The organism is Neisseria sp. P0006.S009, from assembly GCF_051962915.1.
Taxonomy (GTDB): domain Bacteria; phylum Pseudomonadota; class Gammaproteobacteria; order Burkholderiales; family Neisseriaceae; genus Neisseria; species Neisseria subflava_E.
The window spans coordinates 253,670-271,424 of record NZ_JBQCUV010000004.1 but is presented as its reverse complement, the minus strand read 5'-3'; the positions used below and the strand labels follow the sequence as shown (position 1 = coordinate 271,424).

Genomic DNA, 17,755 nt, shown 5'->3' with positions numbered 1-17,755 from the left:
CGTTCAGACACAATTTAACAAAATGATTAAAACCGGATTCTAACGAAAGGAAACCCATGATTATCCTGCACACCAACAAAGGCGACATCAAAATCGAACTCGATTTCGACAAAGCCCCCGTTACTGCTAAAAACTTCGAGCAATACGTTAAAGACGGCTTCTACGACGGCGTAATCTTCCACCGCGTCATCAAAGGCTTCATGATTCAAGGCGGCGGCATGGATGAAAACATGAACGAAAAAGAAACCCGCGATCCGATTCAAAACGAAGCGTCCAACGGTTTGCCCAACGAAAAATACACCATCGCCATGGCGCGTACTTCCGATCCTCACTCTGCCAGCGCGCAATTCTTCATCAACACTGCCGATAACGCCTTCCTGAACTTCCGCTCTAAAGAACTGTACGGCAAAACCGTCGTCCAAGACTGGGGCTATGCCGTATTCGGTAAAGTCGTTGACGGTTTTGACGTTGTCGATGCCATCGAAGGCGTTTCTACCAAACGCCACGGCTACCACGACGATGTACCGACCGAACCCGTCATCATCACCAAAGCCGAAGTGGTTTAATTGATTGATTTCCCATAAAAACAGCCTGTCCGAATTCAAAACGGACAGGCTGTTTTTCAATCATTAATGACGATACCGTCACACATCATAAGTACCGACCACACATGCCGAATCCAACACATGGCCCTGCATGGCAAAATGCAGCTCATTAAAGCGGAAACCGCGCAGCAAATCCAAAACAGTGTCCAGCGCGTACACAATCAATTCATAACGATGGCGGTTGTTCGGTGGCGCCATACCGCCGTAAAAAGAAGCCTCTTCGATTTCAAATTTACCCAACGCACTCGCCCAAGTGTTCGCACCCTGTGTGAAATCTGTTGCAGAAATACTTTCATTTTCTGCCACGGAAGTACGTTTCAAATCCGAAATCAACCAATGCGTCCATACGAAACCCGATGCTGAAATGGCATCTTTGTCTTCCAGCACCACGGCAAACGATTTTGTTCCTTCAGGTGCATCTTCAATTTCAAAAGGAATCGAATAAGTAGGCATACCGTTCGGACTGAACTGGCTGCCGCGCTTGCCGTATTTGTCTTCAAATTCACCGTTGACAATAGCTTTACTGCTGACTTTCATCTTATATCTCCCAATAATAGGTTGGCTCATTCTAACAAACCCCAAGGCCGTCTGAAAGATACTGCCGTTTTCACTTTCCCGATGTCGCATTTTCAGACGGCCTCCAGCAATATTCACAATTCGATCAAACACATTTGACATTCCATAGTATAATCCGCCGCATGAAAACTACACAGGATGCGCATTATGGATTGGAAAGGTCGTGAACAAAGCCAAAACGTCGAAGACCGCCGCGGAAGCCGTGGCGGCGGTGGCGGCAAAACGCCGGGCATACTCGGCATTATCGTGGTTTTGGTCGGCGCATATTACGGCGTGGATTTGAGCGGTTTGGTTGGCGGCTCATCTTCGATGGGCATTCCTACCCAGCAAGCTTCCCGACTCGACAGCCAACAAGAAGCCGAGTTGAACGAACTGTCCCGCGTCGTCCTTGCCGATACGGAAAAAGCATGGAGCAAATATTTCCAACAACACGGCCAACGCTATACACCGGCAACCATGGTGTTGTATGAAGGCGGTACATCCACCGCCTGCGGTACGGGCCAATCTGCCATGGGTCCGTTTTACTGCCCGGGCGACCAAAAAGTTTATTTGGATTTGAGTTTCTACGAAGACATGCGCACCAAACTCAAATCTGCCAGCGATGCTGCGTTTGCCTACGTTATTGCCCATGAAGTCGGCCATCACGTTCAAAACCTGCTCGGCATTCTGCCTAAAGTCCACAAAATGCAACAGCAAGTCGGCAAGAAAGAGGCCAATGCCCTTTCCGTCAAACTCGAATTGCAGGCCGACTGTTTCGCCGGTATTTGGGGACACTACGCCGTCAACAACAACATCTTCAAAGCCGAAGACATTCAAAAAGCCATGCTTGCTGCCGAATCCGTCGGTGATGACCGCTTGCAGAAACAGGCTCAGGGCTATGTCGTTCCCGACAGCTTTACCCATGGCTCGTCCGAAGAACGCATAACTTGGCTCAAGCGCGGTTTGGAAAGCGGCGACATCAACCAGTGCAACACTTTCAACAATTGATTCGTCCAAACAACACTGTTCTTTGATGTAACGATAAAAGGCCGTCTGAATTCTTCAGACGGCCTTTTAGCCGTGTTAGAATAACGCCTATTATTTCCCCTTAAATTCAAAGGAAACCCACATGGCAAATATCGCCCGCGACATTTTCAAAGCCTACGACATCCGGGGCATCGTCGGTAAAACCCTGACCGACGAAGCTGCCTACTTAATCGGTAAAGCTATTGCTACCAAAGCCTCCGAAAAAGGCATTACCCGCATCGCACTCGGTCGCGACGGCCGTTTGAGCGGTCCCGGCCTGATGGCACAAATTCAACGCGGTTTTACAGACAGCGGCATTGACGTCCTCAACGTCGGCATGGTTGCCACCCCTATGCTCTACTTCGCAGCCATCAACGAATGCGGCGGCAGCGGCGTGATGATTACCGGCAGCCACAATCCGCCCGATTACAACGGTTTCAAAATGATGCTCGGCGGCGACACGCTCGCAGGCGAAGCCATTCAAGAACTTTTAGCCATTGTTGAAAAAGACGGTTTTGTTGCCGCCGACAAACAAGGCAGCGTAACTGAAAAAGACATCTCCGGCGAATACCACAACAACATCGTCGGCCACATCAAGCTCAAACGCCCGATGAAAATCGCCATCGACGCGGGCAACGGTGTCGGCGGCGCATTCGCGGGCAAACTCTACAAAGGTTTGGGCAACGAAGTAACCGAACTTTTCTGCGAAGTAGACGGCAACTTCCCTAATCACCACCCTGATCCTTCCAAACCGAAAAACCTGCAAGACCTCATCGTCGAGCTCAAAAACGGCAATGCTGAAATCGGCTTGGCATTTGACGGCGATGCCGACCGCTTGGGCGTGGTCACCAAAGACGGCAACATCATCTATCCAGACCGCCAACTGATGCTTTTCGCGCAAGACGTGTTGAACCGCAATCCTAAAGCCAAAGTGATTTTCGACGTCAAATCCACCCGTCTGCTCGCGCCTTGGATTAAAGAACACGGCGGCGAACCTGTAATGGAAAAAACCGGCCACAGCTTCATCAAATCTACCATGAAAAAAACCGGCGCACTGGTTGCAGGCGAAATGAGCGGCCACGTTTTCTTTAAAGAACGCTGGTTCGGCTTTGACGATGGTATGTATGCCGGCGCACGCCTCTTGGAAATCCTGTCTGCCTTCGACAATCCGTCCGAAGTGTTGAACAAGCTGCCGCAAAGTATTTCCACTCCGGAACTCAACATTGACCTGCCTGAAGGCAGCAACGGCCACAAAGTGATTGAAGAGCTGGCTGCCAATGCCAAGTTTGAAGGGGCGACCGAAATCATCACCATCGACGGCTTGCGCGTTGAATTCCCTGACGGCTTCGGACTGATGCGTGCTTCCAATACCACGCCGATTTTGGTATTGCGTTTTGAAGCGGATACGCAAGAAGCGATTGAGCGTATTCAAAACCAATTCAAAGCAGTCATTGAAAACAATCCAGCATTGAAATGGCCGCTGTAAGGGTTTAGGCTAAAACAAAAGGCCGTCTGAAAATCATTTCAGACGGCCTTTAATATTAAACATTGATTATTTAAAGTTTGGAAACCAAGAATATCCCGGCTTAGTTATCCGACTTGCGCCAACTGTTGACGCATTTCATCGATAACGGCTTTGTAATCCGGTTTGCCAAAAATCGCCGAACCGGCCACAAACGTATCCGCACCTGCCGCCGCAATTTCAGCAATATTGTCTGTCTTCACGCCGCCATCGACTTCCAAGGCGATATGGCGGCCGCTTTGCCGTTCATACTCGTCCAACATCTCGCGCACTTTGCGGATTTTCACCAGCGTATTCGGGATAAAGCTTTGTCCGCCAAAGCCAGGGTTGACCGACATCAGCAACACCATATCCAGTTTGTCCAAAACGTTTTCCAGAATATTGACCGGCGTAGCAGGATTCAATACCAAACCTGCCTGACAGCCGTATTCTTTAATCAAACCCAAGCTGCGGTCGATGTGGCGGCTGGCTTCCGGATGAAAGGTAATGATATTGGCACCGGCTTTGGCAAACGCATGAATCAAATCGTCCACCGGCTCAACCATCAAATGCACATCGACCGGCACGGTTGCATACGGTTTCAAAGCCGCGCAAACCATAGGGCCGAAAGTCAGATTCGGCACATAATGATTGTCCATCACGTCAAAATGAATCAAATCCGCACCGGCGCGAATCACTTCGGCAACCTCTTCGCCCAAACGGGCAAAATCGGCAGACAAAATACTGGGTGCGATACGGTAGTCGGTCATGTTTATCCTCCTAAAGTGTGTTCCTTTGTCATTATCGCATTTTTAACCCTATGTTGTATGCTGCCGACAACATCTCTGCCGTCATTTTTATGAATTTACATTTCATATACATTAATGAAACTTATAATCACATAGTAAGGCTTTGAAAATAAATTATTAGATTACATACATATGCAAAAAAATCTAACATCATTAACAAAAGTTAACTGCATTGATACTGCCTTTCACACGCTTATCGGTTATATTTCCAAACCTGATGAAACATTAGGAAAACACCGTGTCTGTTGCACTTTCCCGCTATCCGACTTTTATTTTCTTAGCACTCGCCCTACTCTGTTCCAGTCTGCCTGCACACGCCGGCCCGTTTCTGGCCACTTTGGACGACTTCCACCCGAATTGCGACATCCGACAGCTTAATTTATCCGCCGACCAACACGCCGCCCTGCGCCACCTGCGTACCGACTTCAAACAAATCAACGATAAAGCCTACCGCAAAACCGTACGCTCCGACCGCAACCGCCGTCAAACCATCATCAAAATCCTCTCCGGCGACTCATTCGACTCAAACGCCGCCCGCGATTATGTTGAAAACCGCTACCTCTCCAGCATGGACTATGCGGTGGATGAAATGGAAATCCAATACCGCTTCTATCATCTGCTAAATCCGCGCCAACGCCAGCAATGGTTGTCTTCATGCTTGCGCTGATGGATAAATAAAAATACAAAAAGGCCGTCTGAAACCATATTCAGACGGCCTTTGCTTTTTCTGCCTTAATCCAGCACTCTTTCTTCCAGCAACCGCCCTGCCCAGTCGCAGGCAAACTGCCATGCCGAGCGGCCTGAACGGCTGCCGCGCATTTGCGCCCATTGCAATGCAGCTTGGCGCGCCGTATCGTCAAAAGGCACATTGAAATCGTCCAACCAGTTGGCTACAGCGGTCAAATAATCGTTTTGATCGAAAGGATAAAAACTCAGCCATAAGCCGAAGCGGTCGGAAAGGGAGATTTTCTCCTCGACAGCTTCCTTCTGATGGATTTCGCCGCGAGTGCCCGTAGTACCGCCGTTTTCATCCATGTATTCGGGAATTAAATGACGGCGGTTGGAAGTGGCATAAACCAAAACATTGGTGCAACGTTGCGACAGTCCGCCGTCTAAAGCAGTTTTCAAGGCTTTATAGGTTTCATCGCCGGTTTCAAACGACAAATCATCGCAGAAAACGATAAATTTCTCGGGACGCTCGGACAACAGCGTCAACAAAGCCGGCAAACTGATTAAATCGCTTTTATCCACCTCAATCAGTCGCAGGCCGCGATCTGCATATTCGTGCAACAGCGCTTTAACCAAGGAAGATTTTCCCGTACCGCGTGCGCCGGTCATCAAGACATTATTTGCCGGACGGCCTGCCAAAAATTGCTCGGTATTGCGTTTCAGCCTGTCGGTTTGCGAACCGACTGCCGCCAATCTGCTCAAAGGAAACGTATGCGGACGCGGCAGGCTTTCCAAAATGCCTTTTTTGCCCACACTGTGCCAACGGTAGGCCAAAGCGCGCCAGTCGGTTTTACCGGCTTCGTCAGGCAGGATTAAATCCAGACGGTTTAAAACGGAATTCGCTTTTTTCAAAAAATTGGATAATTTCATTTCGGCTTTCTTTTTTTTTTCAGACGGCCTTTTGTGCCAATACACGCATCACGGTATCGACAACGGCTTGGGTTTGCGGATCGATTTCAATATTGATGAGATCGCCTTCTTTGCGGCTGCCAAACAGGGTACGTTCCAAAGTCTCCGGAATCAGGTGTACGCAAAATTCGCTGTCGCTGACTTCGCCTATGGTCAGGCTGCAACCGTCCAAACCGACAAAGCCTTTGGTCAGGATGTAGGGTTTGAGGTTTTCCGGCAGCTCAAACCAAACTGTACGGTTGAACTCGCTGGATTCGATACGGGAAATTCGGGTAACCACCATCACATGGCCGCTCATCACATGGCCGCCGATTTCGTCGCCAAACCGCGCCGCGCGTTCCAAATTGACACTGTCGCCGACTTTCAAGCTGCCGAGATTGGTTTTACGTAAGGTCTCGTCCATCAAATCAAAGCTAACTTTGTTGCCGTCGATTCGGGTAATGGTCAGGCAGCAGCCGTTGTTGGCGACAGATGCGCCGGTTTGCAGATTATCGGCGATTTCGGGGGGCAGCTCGACAGTGTGGGTACGAAAGTCGGGCGAAGGTTGGGCGATGTCTGTAATTTTGCCTATGCCTTGTACGATACCTGTAAACATGATGTCTTCTTTCCGATGGTACGATAAGGCGGATATTGTAGCATTTTCCAGGCACAAAGGCCGTCTGAAAGCGGTGATGGCGATGGTTTGGGGTATAATCGGATTTTTATTTCCGCAGCCCGATCATGCTCAGCTACCGCCACGCCTTCCATGCCGGCAACCATGCCGATATGCTCAAGCACTTCACCCTCTTCCTCGTCCTCGAATATTTCAACCGTAAAGACAAGCCCTATTGGTATATCGATACGCACAGCGGTGCCGGTTTGTATGATTTGAGCGGCGATGAAGCGCAAAAAGTCGGCGAATACAAACAAGGCATTGCGCTCTTGGAACAAGCTGACAAGCTGCCTGCCGAATTGGCCGAATTTGTGGGCCGTCTGAAACAAATACTGCCGCAAGACAACCTTTACTGCGGCTCGCCTTGGCTAGCACAGGCACTCACGCGCGACAGCGACAAAATGCGCCTCTTTGAACTGCACCCTGCCGATTTTGTCCATTTGCAAAACAATATGCGCGAAGTCCGTCCGACGCGCAAAGTGCAAGTCAGCCAAGCGGACGGTTATCAAGGCCTGATTTCACTCTTGCCTCCTCCACCCCGCCGCGCCACCGTCTTGATTGATCCGCCCTACGAAGAAAAACAAGACTACCGCCGCGTCGTCCAAGTCTTGAAAGATGCTTTAAAACGCTTTGAAACCGGCTGCTACATGATTTGGTATCCCTGCTTGAGCCGTGAAGAAAGCCGTAAACTGCCGGACGAACTCAAAAAAATCGCTCCCGACAATTATCTGCACGCCGAGCTCCATGTCCATACGCCGCGCAGTGACGGCTTCGGTATGCACGGCAGCGGCATGTTTGTCATCAACCCGCCCTATATGCTTGCCGAACAGCTGCAAAACAATCTGCCCGAACTTTCCAAAATTTTGGCGCAAGATGCCGACGCGCATTATATATTGGAAAGCAAAACGAAATAAACGCTGCCGTCTAAATGCATATCCAAGAGCTTCAATTTTTCTGCCAGACCTGCTCAGACGGCCTTAACCCTTTATACTTAAGCCTTTTTCCACTACAATTCACAACATAACAATTAACGACCGTCCACTCATGAATATACGCACACCCCTAGCCTGCACGCTCCTACTTTGCGCGTGCAGCGAATCTGTAAAAAACGAATTTAAAGAAGAATTTACCCAAAGTTTCCGCACCGAATTTGTCCGCTCGGCAACCGAAGCCTGCGTAGAAAAAGCTTCCGGAAAAAGCCCGTTTGATTCCGCGACCACTGAAAAAATCTGCCGCTGCATCGGCGAAAAAACAGTCGACCAAATCAATCCTGAAGAAGCGACATCGCTTTTGGGCGGCAGCGACTCCATGAGCGACGAGCTGAAAAAACGCATCAAAGACACCAGCATCGCCTGTACTAAAGAAGTTTTAGGCATGGCTGACAGCAAAACCAAATGAACACGCCGTTTTCAGACGGCCTGAAATTGAAAAATATTCGATTCAAACTTAGGAAAAGAGTGAAACCATGAAGACATTGAACCAATTCTTAGCCCACCACCTGCCCGAACACAAACTGCCGCAAGAGCTGGCCAGCGTATTGGAATCCGTAGCCGCCGCCTGTTTGGATATCAACGCCAAAGTCCGCCTCGGCGCGCTTTCCGGCGTTTTGGGTATGGCAGGTACCGGCAACATCCAAGGCGAAGACCAAAAGAAACTCGATGTCATCGCCAACAATATCATGATTGATGTTTTAAAAGCCAATGCCAACATCGCCGGTCTTGCCAGCGAAGAAGAAGACACCTATGTCGCCACGCACGAAAACGGCGGCTATTTGGTATTGTTTGATCCGCTGGACGGCTCTTCCAATATCGACGTCAACATCTCCGTCGGCACCATCTTCTCCATCTTGGCGAAACCTGAAGGTGCATTGACTACCGAGTCTTTCCTGCAAAAAGGCCGCGACCAAGTGGCCGCAGGTTATGTTTTATACGGTCCGCAAACCCAACTGGTACTGACTGTCGGTCACGGCGTGTTCGTCTTCACTCTGGACGATGCCAACCAATTCCTGCTGACCAAAGAAAATCCGCGTGTTCCAGAATCCACTAAAGAATTCGCCATCAATATGTCCAATCAAAGACATTGGTTCGCTCCTGTTCAACAATACATTGACGAACTACTGGCAGGCGAAACCGGCGTACGCGGCAAAAACTACAATATGCGCTGGGTAGCCAGCATGGTTGCCGAAATCCACCGCATCCTGATGCGCGGCGGCGTATTCATGTATCCGCAAGACAAACGCGACCCATCCAAACCGGGCAAACTGCGCCTGATGTACGAAGCCAACCCGATGAGCCTGATTATGGAACAAGCCGGCGGCGCATCAAACAACGCCATCGAAGCCATGCTCGACATCCAACCTACCGGCCTGCACCAACGTGTTGCCGTATTCATGGGCAGCCGCGAAGAAGTAGAATACGTTTATAATCTGCATCAAAAATAATCAGATGTATTGATTTCAAACCAAAAAAGGCCGTCTGAAATATGATTTTCAGACGGCCTTTTGTTAAAAAATAAAAGAAACGAAAGATTAAAAAGACAGACTCAAATCTGTCCTTTACTGTTTTCCATCTAACCTTTATTAGATTACGCCGAACGAGCCAGCGCTTCCGCTGCTTTTTGCACCATATCCGGCGTCAGCTTGTTCAAACAATCCGTATGCCCCAACGGACATTCACGTTTGAAACAAGGTGAACAATCCAAATTCAAGCTGACGATTTTTGCCTTTTGGCTGAGAGGCGGCGTATGGTCAGGGCTGGATGAGCCGTAAACCGCAACCAATTTCCGATCAAGCGCGGCCGCAAGGTGCATCAGACCGCTGTCGTTGCACACAACCGTATCGGCGCAAGACAACAAATCAATGGCTTCAGAAAGATTGGTTTTGCCACAAAGATTGGTGCAAAGGCCGTCTGAAAGTCGGTTGATTTCATCTGCAATATCAAAATCTTTTTGCGAACCAAACAGCCAAACCTGCCAACCCTCTGCCAAATATCGGCGACCGAGTTCGGCAAAATGACGCGCAGGCCAACGCTTGGCCGGGCCATACTCCGCACCGGGACAAAATGCCAAAATCGGCTTATCCGTCGCCAAACCATGTTTTGCCAAAGCGGCTTGACGGCTTTCGGGATCAATCTTAAAACACGGATTATCGGAATGCCCGTTAAAATCCGCTTGGGTCGGATGCGCCAGCGCAGTATAGCGGTCGACCATCAGGGGCAACGCGACCTTATCCAACTTGCGGATATCGTTCAGTAAAAAATAGCGCGACTCGCCGACGTAGCCCGTACGTTGCTTGATGCCCGTAGCCAAGGCAATAATGGCGGATTTGAGCGAACCGGGCAAAACAATCACTTGATCATAGCCTTCTTTTCCCAATTCGCGACCGATATGCCAGCGTTTTTTCAATTCCAACGCACCATGTCCAAACGGGTTTTCCATCACACGGCTAATTTCAGGCATACGCTCAAATACGGCCATCGACCATTTGGGCGCAAAAGCATCAATAGTGCAGCCGGGATGCAGCTCATGCAAACGGCGATAAAGCGGTTGGGTCATGACGCAGTCGCCAATCCAGCTTGGGGTAATAATCAGGATTTTTTTGGACATAATGAAATGTGTTTTTAATTTTGGCTTATTGTAATACGATTTTTAAAAGGCCGTCTGAAACTCGGTTTAATCTCTCAGTTCAAAACGTACTAGTTGATACATGTCATTTCAGCGCATGAAGCGTTCGTCTTCCCAATTATTCGGCAAATTCTGCAAATACCCAACCTGAAACACCAGGCTAAACGGCGGCAAACAATATTTGCTTCATTTTTAAAACCTTATAAAAACAGAAAGGCCGTCTGAAATATTTTCAGACGACCTTTTTATAGTGGGTTAACGATGGTAGTTAGGCGCTTCTTTAGTGATTTGTACGTCGTGAACGTGGGATTCGCTCATACCGGCAGAAGTGATTTCCACAAATTCTGCTTTCTCGTGCATTTCAGCAATATTGGCACAACCCAAGTAACCCATGCTGGAGCGCAGACCGCCGGTCAGCTGGTGGATGATGTTCACAATCGGGCCTTTGTAAGGAACGCGGCCTTCGATGCCTTCAGGAACATATTTGTCTGTGCTGTCGGTTTTGTCTTGGAAGTAGCGGTCGGCAGAACCTTGGCTCATCGCACCCAACGAACCCATGCCGCGGTAAGACTTGTAAGAGCGGCCTTGGTAGAGTTCGATTTCGCCCGGTGCTTCTTCCGTACCGGCAAACATACCGCCGAGCATGACGCTGTATGCACCTGCTGCCAGAGCTTTGGCAATATCGCCGGAGAAGCGGATACCGCCGTCGGCAATCAGGGGAACGCCTGTACCTTTCAGTGCTTCGGAAACATTGTGAATCGCAGTCAGTTGAGGCACGCCCACGCCTGCCACGATACGGGTCGTACAAATCGAGCCCGGGCCGATACCGACTTTAACGGCATCCGCACCTGCGGCCACCAAATCCAAAGCGGCTTTAGCAGTCGCGATGTTGCCGCCGATGACTTGGATGTGTGGGTAGGTTTCTTTTACCCAGCGCACGCGATCGATAACGCCTTGGCTATGACCGTGGGCAGTATCAACCACAATCACGTCCACACCTGCTTCTACCAATGCTTTGACGCGCTCTTCGGTATCGCCGCCGGTACCCACCGCGGCACCAACGCGCAGACGGCCTTCGGCATCTTTGTTGGCATTAGGGAATTCGGTTGTTTTCAGAATATCTTTAACTGTAATCAGACCTTTGAGTTCGTCTTGGTCGTTCAACACCAAAACGCGCTCAACTTTGTGCGCATGCATGATTTCGCGGGCTTCATCGATGCTGGTACCTTCAGGAACGGTAACCAAACGGTCGCGAGGGGTCATGATGGCAGAAACCGGCAGATCGACACGGTTTTCAAAACGCAGGTCGCGGTTGGTCACGATACCGACCACTTTGCCGTTTTCCACAACAGGCAGACCGGACATTTTGCGTTTGCGTTGTGCGCGCATTTCCAAGACTTCGCGGATCAATGCGGTCGGCGCAACGGTAACGGGATCTTTCACCACGCCGCTCTCATGGCGCTTCACTTTGGAAACGGCACGCGCTTGCAACTCCGGCGTCATGTTTTTATGGATAATGCCGATGCCGCCTTCTTGAGCCATAGAAATGGCCAGACGCGCTTCGGTAACGGTATCCATTGCAGCAGAAAGTAGAGGGAGGTTGAGCGTGATATCGCGGGTGAGTTTGGTTTGAAGTTTGACATCTCGAGGCAGCACGTTTGAGTGCGCTGGAACCAACAAAACGTCGTCGAAAGTATAGGCTTTTTCTACAATACGCATGATGCTCGGTCTTTCAGTTTGTGCAAGATGCACGGCATTATATCACACCGGCTTGATGCTAACATTGGCAATACATGTTTTAACGTTATTTTTTTACATGATTTGATTTAGCGTACAAAAATATGCCAACGCATTGCAGTTTCAAGTAAAATAAGCTGCATGAGAACATCATTTACATAAGGGAAACCCATGAAATCTTCCGTACTCAAAACCTGTCTGACAGCAGCCCTTCTCTCTTCCGCCGCCCTGACCGGCGCGGCCGAGGTGTACACTTGGAAAGGCACGTCGGGCAACAGCTATTCCGATACGCCAAACCGTCTGCAACCGAAGCGTTCCGGCGTGGTCAACATCCGCACGCACAACGTCAAACCTGCCGTTGCACCCGCTGTTGCGGCATCTGAGCCGGTTGCCGAGCAGCCCAACGAACAGGTTGCGGAACAAAACAAACAAATTGAAGAGCGCAATAAAAAAATCGAAGAACAAAACCGCCAAAACAAGCTGGAAAACTGCAAAATCGCCAAAATCAACCGCCAAGTCGCCGAAAGTGCACGCTTGGCCAATCGTGACAGCCTGATTAAACAATACCAAAACGACGTCAATAAATACTGCAATTAAGCTCTCGAATAACAATATCAAAAAGGCCGTCTGAAATTTAATTTCAGACGGCCTTTATTTTTCAGCCTATCAATAATACAGCTGAACCAACAACAAACCGATGGCTAAGCTGAATGCCATGCTCAACAGGCCCGGAATCATGAAGCTGTGGTTGAAGATAAATTTGCCGATTTTGGTCGAGCCGGTTGTATCGAAGTCGATAGCGGCAATAATCGGACCGTAGTTTGGTATAAAGAAATAACCGTTTACCGCAACAAATGTGCCGATAATGATGGGCGCAGGAATACCCAGTTTAATGGCGATTGGGAACAACGTCGCCACTGTCGCGCCTTGACTGTTGACCAATACCGATAAGACAAACAGGGCAAAGGCAAAGGTCCATGGTGCAGACTCAACCAAATGGCTGACGGTCGATTCTACTTCTGTTAAGTGGCCGTTCATCAAGGTATCGCCCAACCAAGCCACGCCAAATACCGCAATCACGGCACGCATACCGGCATGGAATACCGAACCTCGGGTAATCGCATCGCCATTGGGTTTACACGCCAAGATAATCAGTGCAGAAGCAGACAACATCACGATTTCAATCGTATGCGCCATGCCCATAGGCTTGATCGCGCCATCGTGTTCAAAAGCCGGACGCAACTCAGGCAGCGCACCCATCACGACCACCAGCAATGCCGCAGTCAAGAAAATACCGACCGACAATTTGGCTTTCGGCGAAATGGCAACATCAGTTTGTTGTTCCTCCACATCGATGTATTCTTTCACATAGTTCGGGTCTTTCAGCAAAGCCTGATAATGCGGATCGTCTTTCAACTCTTTGCCCAGTTTGTTTACGAACACGCAAGCCAAACCGATACCCAAAATCGTGGACGGAACGGTGACTTTCAACACGTCCGCCATCGTGATGTGTTGCGGCTCAAGCATGGAGACGCAGGCAACAACGGCGGCGGCAATCGGGCTGGCGACAATCGCGAATTGGGAAGCGATAACCGCCATTGTCAACGGACGGGAAGGACGGATGCCATTGCGGCGGCTGACCTCGGCAATCACGGGTAAGACCGAGTAAGCCACATGGCCCGTACCTGCCAACACGGTAAAGGTGTAAGTTACCGCCGGCGCGATAAAGGTGATGTATTTCGGATTGCGGTGCAACACGCGCGTGGCAATCTTAATCATATAGTCCAAACCGCCGCTGGCCTGCATGGCCGCCGCGGCAGACACTACCGCCATAATCATCAGCATCACATCAATCGGCGGGCTGGTTGGCTGAAGATGGAAACCAAAAGACAATACGGCCAAGCCGATACCGCCGAGCACGCCCAAACCAATACCGCCAACCTGCGCACCAATCAGGATACACAGCAGCACAATGGCAAACTGGATAAAAAACATAGTTGACATCACAACTCCCAAAATCCGGCCTTCGCCGAAATAAAATTACAAACGGTTGGATTATAGAGTAAACCCTCTTCCCTAACCATACTTTACCTAATTATACATACTGATCTACATCAAATAAATAATATTCTCATTTAAGCAATAGACTCATCAAAAGCACAAAAAAGGCCGTCTGAAGATTTTCAGACGGCCTCTATGATTCAGATGAAATGATAAGGCTATTTTCCGGCTACTTCTTCATCCTTTATAAAATCCGATACGCCATGGACACAGCGGATTTTGCGTTCCGACAAGGTTGCCTCCAACAAAGCATCGTTTTGCGGCAAGGAATCGCGTTCCGCCTCATTGTGCCAAAGGTGGTACGCAATGCCGGCAAATTTCAAATTATGGCGCTTCATCCCGTTATGATAGCAACGGGCGACAAATTCGCTGTCTTCCCTGCCCCAGCCGACAAAGCTATTGTCAAACCCGTTAACGGCAAGCGCATCGCTGCGGAAAAAGCCCATATTGCAAGTTTTGATACCTTTGTGTTTGCGGTTGCCTTTTCGGCCTGCCAATTTGGCCAAACAACGACAGCGCAGGGCTGATAGCCGTTTTTCTATCCCCGAGCTGAACATAGACAAAGCAGGCAAATCGCCTTCGTCCAAAATATCCTGCGTTTTATCCTCAGTCAAAATCACGCGAGAACCCTGTATCAGACGGCCTTTGCGGGCAATCTTCAAATGATCGGCGATAAAAGACGGATCCAAGATCATATCGCCGTCAATCAACACAATATAATCGCTTTTCGCCTGCGCCAGCGCACGGTTGCGCGATTCGGCGGCACGAAAGCCTCTATCCGGCTGCCATGAATGCTTAACGGGAATACTTGTCCTGCGGCGGATAAAATCAACCACTTCGGCGGTTTCCTGCCTTGAGCCGTCATCCGCGACAATAATCTCATCCGGCAGACGGGTTTGCGATAAAGCCGATTTCAACACCAGCTCCAAAGCATCGGGGCGGTTGTATGTGGTAATGATGAGGGAGACGGTTATCGTGCGATTGCGCTCGTAGAGTTTGACATATTTGTAATACGAACCTTGTGCATTGGAAACTGAAATCGTCAGCCCGTCCGCCCCATAGGCAAAACCGCGCTTGAGCAGGTAATTTTTCACAAACGATACGCCGCCATGCAGCAAAGCCTTAAACGGCGAACTGTCTTTCTTGAAGCGGTTTTCTTCCGCATACAGCGAGCTGTATTGCTGCATTTTTTGAATCAGCCCTTCGGCGTTTTCAAAAGAATAATGTTTCAGACGGCCATCGAGTTGTTTAACCTTGGCTTCCTGCGGCAACACCAAAGACTCATGCACCTGACGGTCAGAAAAACGGGTAAATCTGCGATGATAAAGGCGCGGAATAATATCCGGAAACCAGCCGCAGCCTTTAATCAGTCTGCCGTGGTAATGGTTCAGACGGGAAAGCGAAAAAATATGTTCCTTCTCATTTTCCAAAACGGCCGCACGAATGGATTCGATTAATGCCTCATCCGCCACTTCATCGCTGTCTATGCTGAAAATCCAATCGTTTTGCGCCAGTCTGGCCGCCAGATTTTTCATCGGGCCAAACCCGATAAAGTCATGCTTGTAATAGCTGACATTGGAAAAACCCTTGGCAATTTCAAAAGTACGGTCGGTTGAGCCGTTGTCCAACAGCAGGACTTCGTCAAAGTCTTTCAGCGCACTCAAAACTTCTGAAAGATAACGTTCTGAATTTTTTACCAACATGGCGGCGGTTGCCGGAATTGTGTGCATCATAAAAAGGCCGTCTGAAAAAGGAAGCTGTATTTTAACCGATATACCGCTACAATATGTCCTCCTTTTTTCAGACGGCCTGACCCATGCAGCTTATTCTTGCCCCCATGCAGGGGCTGGTGGACGATGTGATGCGCAACCTGTTGACGCGTATCGGCGGATTTGACGAATGCGTCAGCGAATTTGTCCGCATTACGCACACGGTCCACTCACGCGCCACTTGGCTTAAATATGTTCCCGAAATCGCCTATGCCAACCGCACGCCGGCCGGCACGCCCTGTACTGTCCAGCTTTTGGGCAGCGATGCGGAAAACATGGCCGTCAATGCTTTGGAAGCCGTGCGCTTCGGTGCGGACAAAATCGACCTCAACTTCGGCTGCCCCGCGCCGACGGTCAACAAACACAAAGGCGGCGCGGTCTTGCTCAAAGAGCCCGACTTGATTTACCACATCGTCCGCACCCTGCGCCAACGCCTGCCGCAACACATTCCGCTGACTGCCAAGATGCGGCTCGGTTATGAAGACAAAAGTCTGGCATTGGAATGCGCCTCCGCGATTGAAAACGGCGGCGCATGCGCGTTAACCGTCCACGCGCGCACCAAGGTCGAAGGCTACGAACCTCCGGCTCATTGGGAATGGGTGCGCAAAATCCGCGATGCAGTCAGTATTCCCGTTACCGCCAACGGCGATGTGTTCAGCCTTCAAGACTATCTCGACATTAAAACCGTCAGCGGCTGCGACAGCGTGATGCTCGGGCGCGGCGCGGTTATCCGTCCAGACTTGGCGCGGCAAATCAAGCAATATGAAAACGGCGAAACAGTGAAAGACACTGACTTTGCCGAAGTTTCCTCATGGATAGTCCAGTTCTTCGACTTATGCCTTGCCAAAGAGGCCAACAACAAATATCCGGTTGCCCGTTTGAAACAATGGCTGGGCATGATGAAAAAAGAGTTTGAACAGGCGCAGATATTGTTTGACCGTATCCGTGCCGTCAAAGAAGCGGATGAAGTAAAACAGATTCTGCTGTCGTTCGAGCAAGAGATGCATTCATGATTCAAAAAGGCCGTCTGAATTTCAGACGGCCTTTAATATGATTACTGACAGATATAATCAGCCAACAGTCTGCCTTTTTCCGCACTGGCTGCATTGGCCATATTCACATGCCTGGTCTCTGCGCCATTCTTAGATTTCAGGGCTTCGCCATATTTTTTGGCAAACTCTTTATTGGCACTGGTTACTCTTGACTCAGTAGCATCCAATATAAACCCGTCTTGCTCATATTTGCCTTGCGCAGTGATAATCAAGATATTTTCAGGCGAAGGATAATCCGGAAAATTAACATAGTTGGTAACCAGCTTGTAGGAAACGCCTTTGCCGTGTTTCATATCCTGACAGATGCCGTTAGGCGCGGTAAAGACTGCATGGCCGATACGGCCGTGGCCGAAATCGTAAAAATCGATTCTCTTCGCAGAAGCCAATTGTTTTCTATCGTTGCCGTCATTTACATTTAATGACTTGCCGTTTACCAGAAACAGGGTTGGCAACAAGGGGCTGCCATGAGAGGCTTCCAAATTATATGCTTCGCCCAACAGCTTGCCCTGACGATACACAGTCAAGACAGGCTTTTTCAGACCATTTTCCGGATTGCCGGTTTTCTTAAAAGAAATCTTCTGAAGTACATTGCCAAATTCATAATAAGGTCGCGACTGCACGCCTGTTTTCGTATCCTGCAGGGCGCTCCAGCTGCCGTCCATCGTTTGGGCGCACGCAGTCAGAGCAACAAACAGAATACCCGATAGTAAAACTTTAGAATGTTTCATT

Annotated in this window: 18 protein-coding genes; 9 read left to right on the top strand and 9 right to left on the bottom strand. The window is 49.5% G+C overall.

Annotation, left to right across the window (positions count from 1 at the left end):
- Positions 1-56: 56 nt before the first annotated feature.
- Positions 57-566, top strand: a complete 510-nt coding sequence (locus tag ACTHTK_RS09060) for a peptidylprolyl isomerase (protein WP_003747093.1) — start codon at positions 57-59, stop codon at positions 564-566.
- Between the two features lie 78 nt (positions 567-644).
- Here the strand turns inward: ACTHTK_RS09060 and ACTHTK_RS09055 are convergent, their stop codons facing one another.
- Complete coding sequence (locus ACTHTK_RS09055) at positions 645-1,142, bottom strand: YbhB/YbcL family Raf kinase inhibitor-like protein (RefSeq protein ID WP_440378185.1); 498 nt, start codon at positions 1,140-1,142, stop codon at positions 645-647.
- 186 nt (positions 1,143-1,328) lie between these two features.
- Here ACTHTK_RS09055 and ypfJ point away from each other — a divergent pair, with 186 nt between their 5' ends.
- Complete coding sequence (gene ypfJ, locus ACTHTK_RS09050) at positions 1,329-2,168, top strand: KPN_02809 family neutral zinc metallopeptidase (protein WP_440378184.1); 840 nt, start codon at positions 1,329-1,331, stop codon at positions 2,166-2,168.
- A gap of 121 nt (positions 2,169-2,289) precedes the next feature.
- Entirely contained in the window at positions 2,290-3,672 is a 1,383-nt protein-coding gene (locus ACTHTK_RS09045; RefSeq protein WP_440378183.1) for a phosphomannomutase/phosphoglucomutase, read from the top strand.
- A gap of 104 nt (positions 3,673-3,776) precedes the next feature.
- On the opposite strand, the gene rpe is transcribed toward ACTHTK_RS09045, so the two are convergent.
- Positions 3,777-4,457, bottom strand: coding sequence for a ribulose-phosphate 3-epimerase (rpe, locus tag ACTHTK_RS09040; protein ID WP_036490579.1), 681 nt, complete (start codon positions 4,455-4,457; stop codon positions 3,777-3,779).
- A gap of 277 nt (positions 4,458-4,734) precedes the next feature.
- Here rpe and ACTHTK_RS09035 point away from each other — a divergent pair, with 277 nt between their 5' ends.
- A complete protein-coding gene (locus ACTHTK_RS09035; protein ID WP_107723119.1) occupies positions 4,735-5,163 on the top strand; it encodes a Spy/CpxP family protein refolding chaperone in 429 nt (142 codons plus the stop codon).
- Positions 5,164-5,228: 65 nt separating this feature from the next.
- Here the strand turns inward: ACTHTK_RS09035 and ACTHTK_RS09030 are convergent, their stop codons facing one another.
- Positions 5,229-6,095 carry an ATP-binding protein gene (locus ACTHTK_RS09030; protein ID WP_107723118.1) on the bottom strand — a complete coding sequence of 289 codons (867 nt, stop codon included), beginning with the start codon at positions 6,093-6,095 and terminating at the stop codon, positions 5,229-5,231.
- Between the two features lie 19 nt (positions 6,096-6,114).
- On the bottom strand, positions 6,115-6,729 hold the full coding sequence (locus ACTHTK_RS09025; RefSeq protein WP_107723117.1) for a riboflavin synthase subunit alpha: 615 nt from the start codon (positions 6,727-6,729) through the stop codon (positions 6,115-6,117).
- Between the two features lie 125 nt (positions 6,730-6,854).
- Between ACTHTK_RS09025 and ACTHTK_RS09020 the strand changes: the two genes are divergently transcribed.
- From ACTHTK_RS09020 to ACTHTK_RS09010, 3 genes are all read left to right on the top strand, one after another.
- Positions 6,855-7,700 (top strand): 23S rRNA (adenine(2030)-N(6))-methyltransferase RlmJ, encoded by an 846-nt coding sequence (locus ACTHTK_RS09020; protein WP_107723116.1) that lies wholly within the window; start codon positions 6,855-6,857, stop codon positions 7,698-7,700.
- Between the two features lie 130 nt (positions 7,701-7,830).
- On the top strand, positions 7,831-8,184 hold the full coding sequence (locus ACTHTK_RS09015; RefSeq protein WP_070583373.1) for a hypothetical protein: 354 nt from the start codon (positions 7,831-7,833) through the stop codon (positions 8,182-8,184).
- A 67-nt stretch (positions 8,185-8,251) separates the two neighbouring features.
- Positions 8,252-9,226, top strand: a complete 975-nt coding sequence (locus ACTHTK_RS09010) for a class 1 fructose-bisphosphatase (RefSeq protein ID WP_107723115.1) — start codon at positions 8,252-8,254, stop codon at positions 9,224-9,226.
- Between the two features lie 143 nt (positions 9,227-9,369).
- On the opposite strand, the gene waaF is transcribed toward ACTHTK_RS09010, so the two are convergent.
- Complete coding sequence (gene waaF, locus ACTHTK_RS09005; RefSeq protein ID WP_107723114.1) at positions 9,370-10,389, bottom strand: lipopolysaccharide heptosyltransferase II; 1,020 nt, start codon at positions 10,387-10,389, stop codon at positions 9,370-9,372.
- Between the two features lie 273 nt (positions 10,390-10,662).
- On the bottom strand, positions 10,663-12,126 hold the full coding sequence (gene guaB / locus ACTHTK_RS09000) for an IMP dehydrogenase (RefSeq protein WP_003678893.1): 1,464 nt from the start codon (positions 12,124-12,126) through the stop codon (positions 10,663-10,665).
- A gap of 189 nt (positions 12,127-12,315) precedes the next feature.
- On the opposite strand from guaB, the gene ACTHTK_RS08995 reads away from it, so the two are divergent.
- Positions 12,316-12,741: a DUF4124 domain-containing protein gene (locus tag ACTHTK_RS08995; RefSeq protein WP_049333378.1), complete on the top strand. Its 426-nt coding sequence runs from the start codon at positions 12,316-12,318 to the stop codon at positions 12,739-12,741.
- Between the two features lie 69 nt (positions 12,742-12,810).
- On the opposite strand, the gene ACTHTK_RS08990 is transcribed toward ACTHTK_RS08995, so the two are convergent.
- Positions 12,811-14,139: an anaerobic C4-dicarboxylate transporter family protein gene (locus ACTHTK_RS08990; protein WP_440378378.1), complete on the bottom strand. Its 1,329-nt coding sequence runs from the start codon at positions 14,137-14,139 to the stop codon at positions 12,811-12,813.
- A 224-nt stretch (positions 14,140-14,363) separates the two neighbouring features.
- Positions 14,364-15,938: a glycosyltransferase family 2 protein gene (locus tag ACTHTK_RS08985; protein ID WP_440378182.1), complete on the bottom strand. Its 1,575-nt coding sequence runs from the start codon at positions 15,936-15,938 to the stop codon at positions 14,364-14,366.
- Between the two features lie 83 nt (positions 15,939-16,021).
- Here ACTHTK_RS08985 and ACTHTK_RS08980 point away from each other — a divergent pair, with 83 nt between their 5' ends.
- Positions 16,022-16,987 carry a tRNA dihydrouridine synthase gene (locus ACTHTK_RS08980; protein WP_440378181.1) on the top strand — a complete coding sequence of 322 codons (966 nt, stop codon included), beginning with the start codon at positions 16,022-16,024 and terminating at the stop codon, positions 16,985-16,987.
- A gap of 41 nt (positions 16,988-17,028) precedes the next feature.
- Here the strand turns inward: ACTHTK_RS08980 and ACTHTK_RS08975 are convergent, their stop codons facing one another.
- Positions 17,029-17,754 carry a hypothetical protein gene (locus ACTHTK_RS08975; RefSeq protein WP_440378180.1) on the bottom strand — a complete coding sequence of 242 codons (726 nt, stop codon included), beginning with the start codon at positions 17,752-17,754 and terminating at the stop codon, positions 17,029-17,031.
- Between the last annotated feature and the right edge of the window lies 1 nt (position 17,755).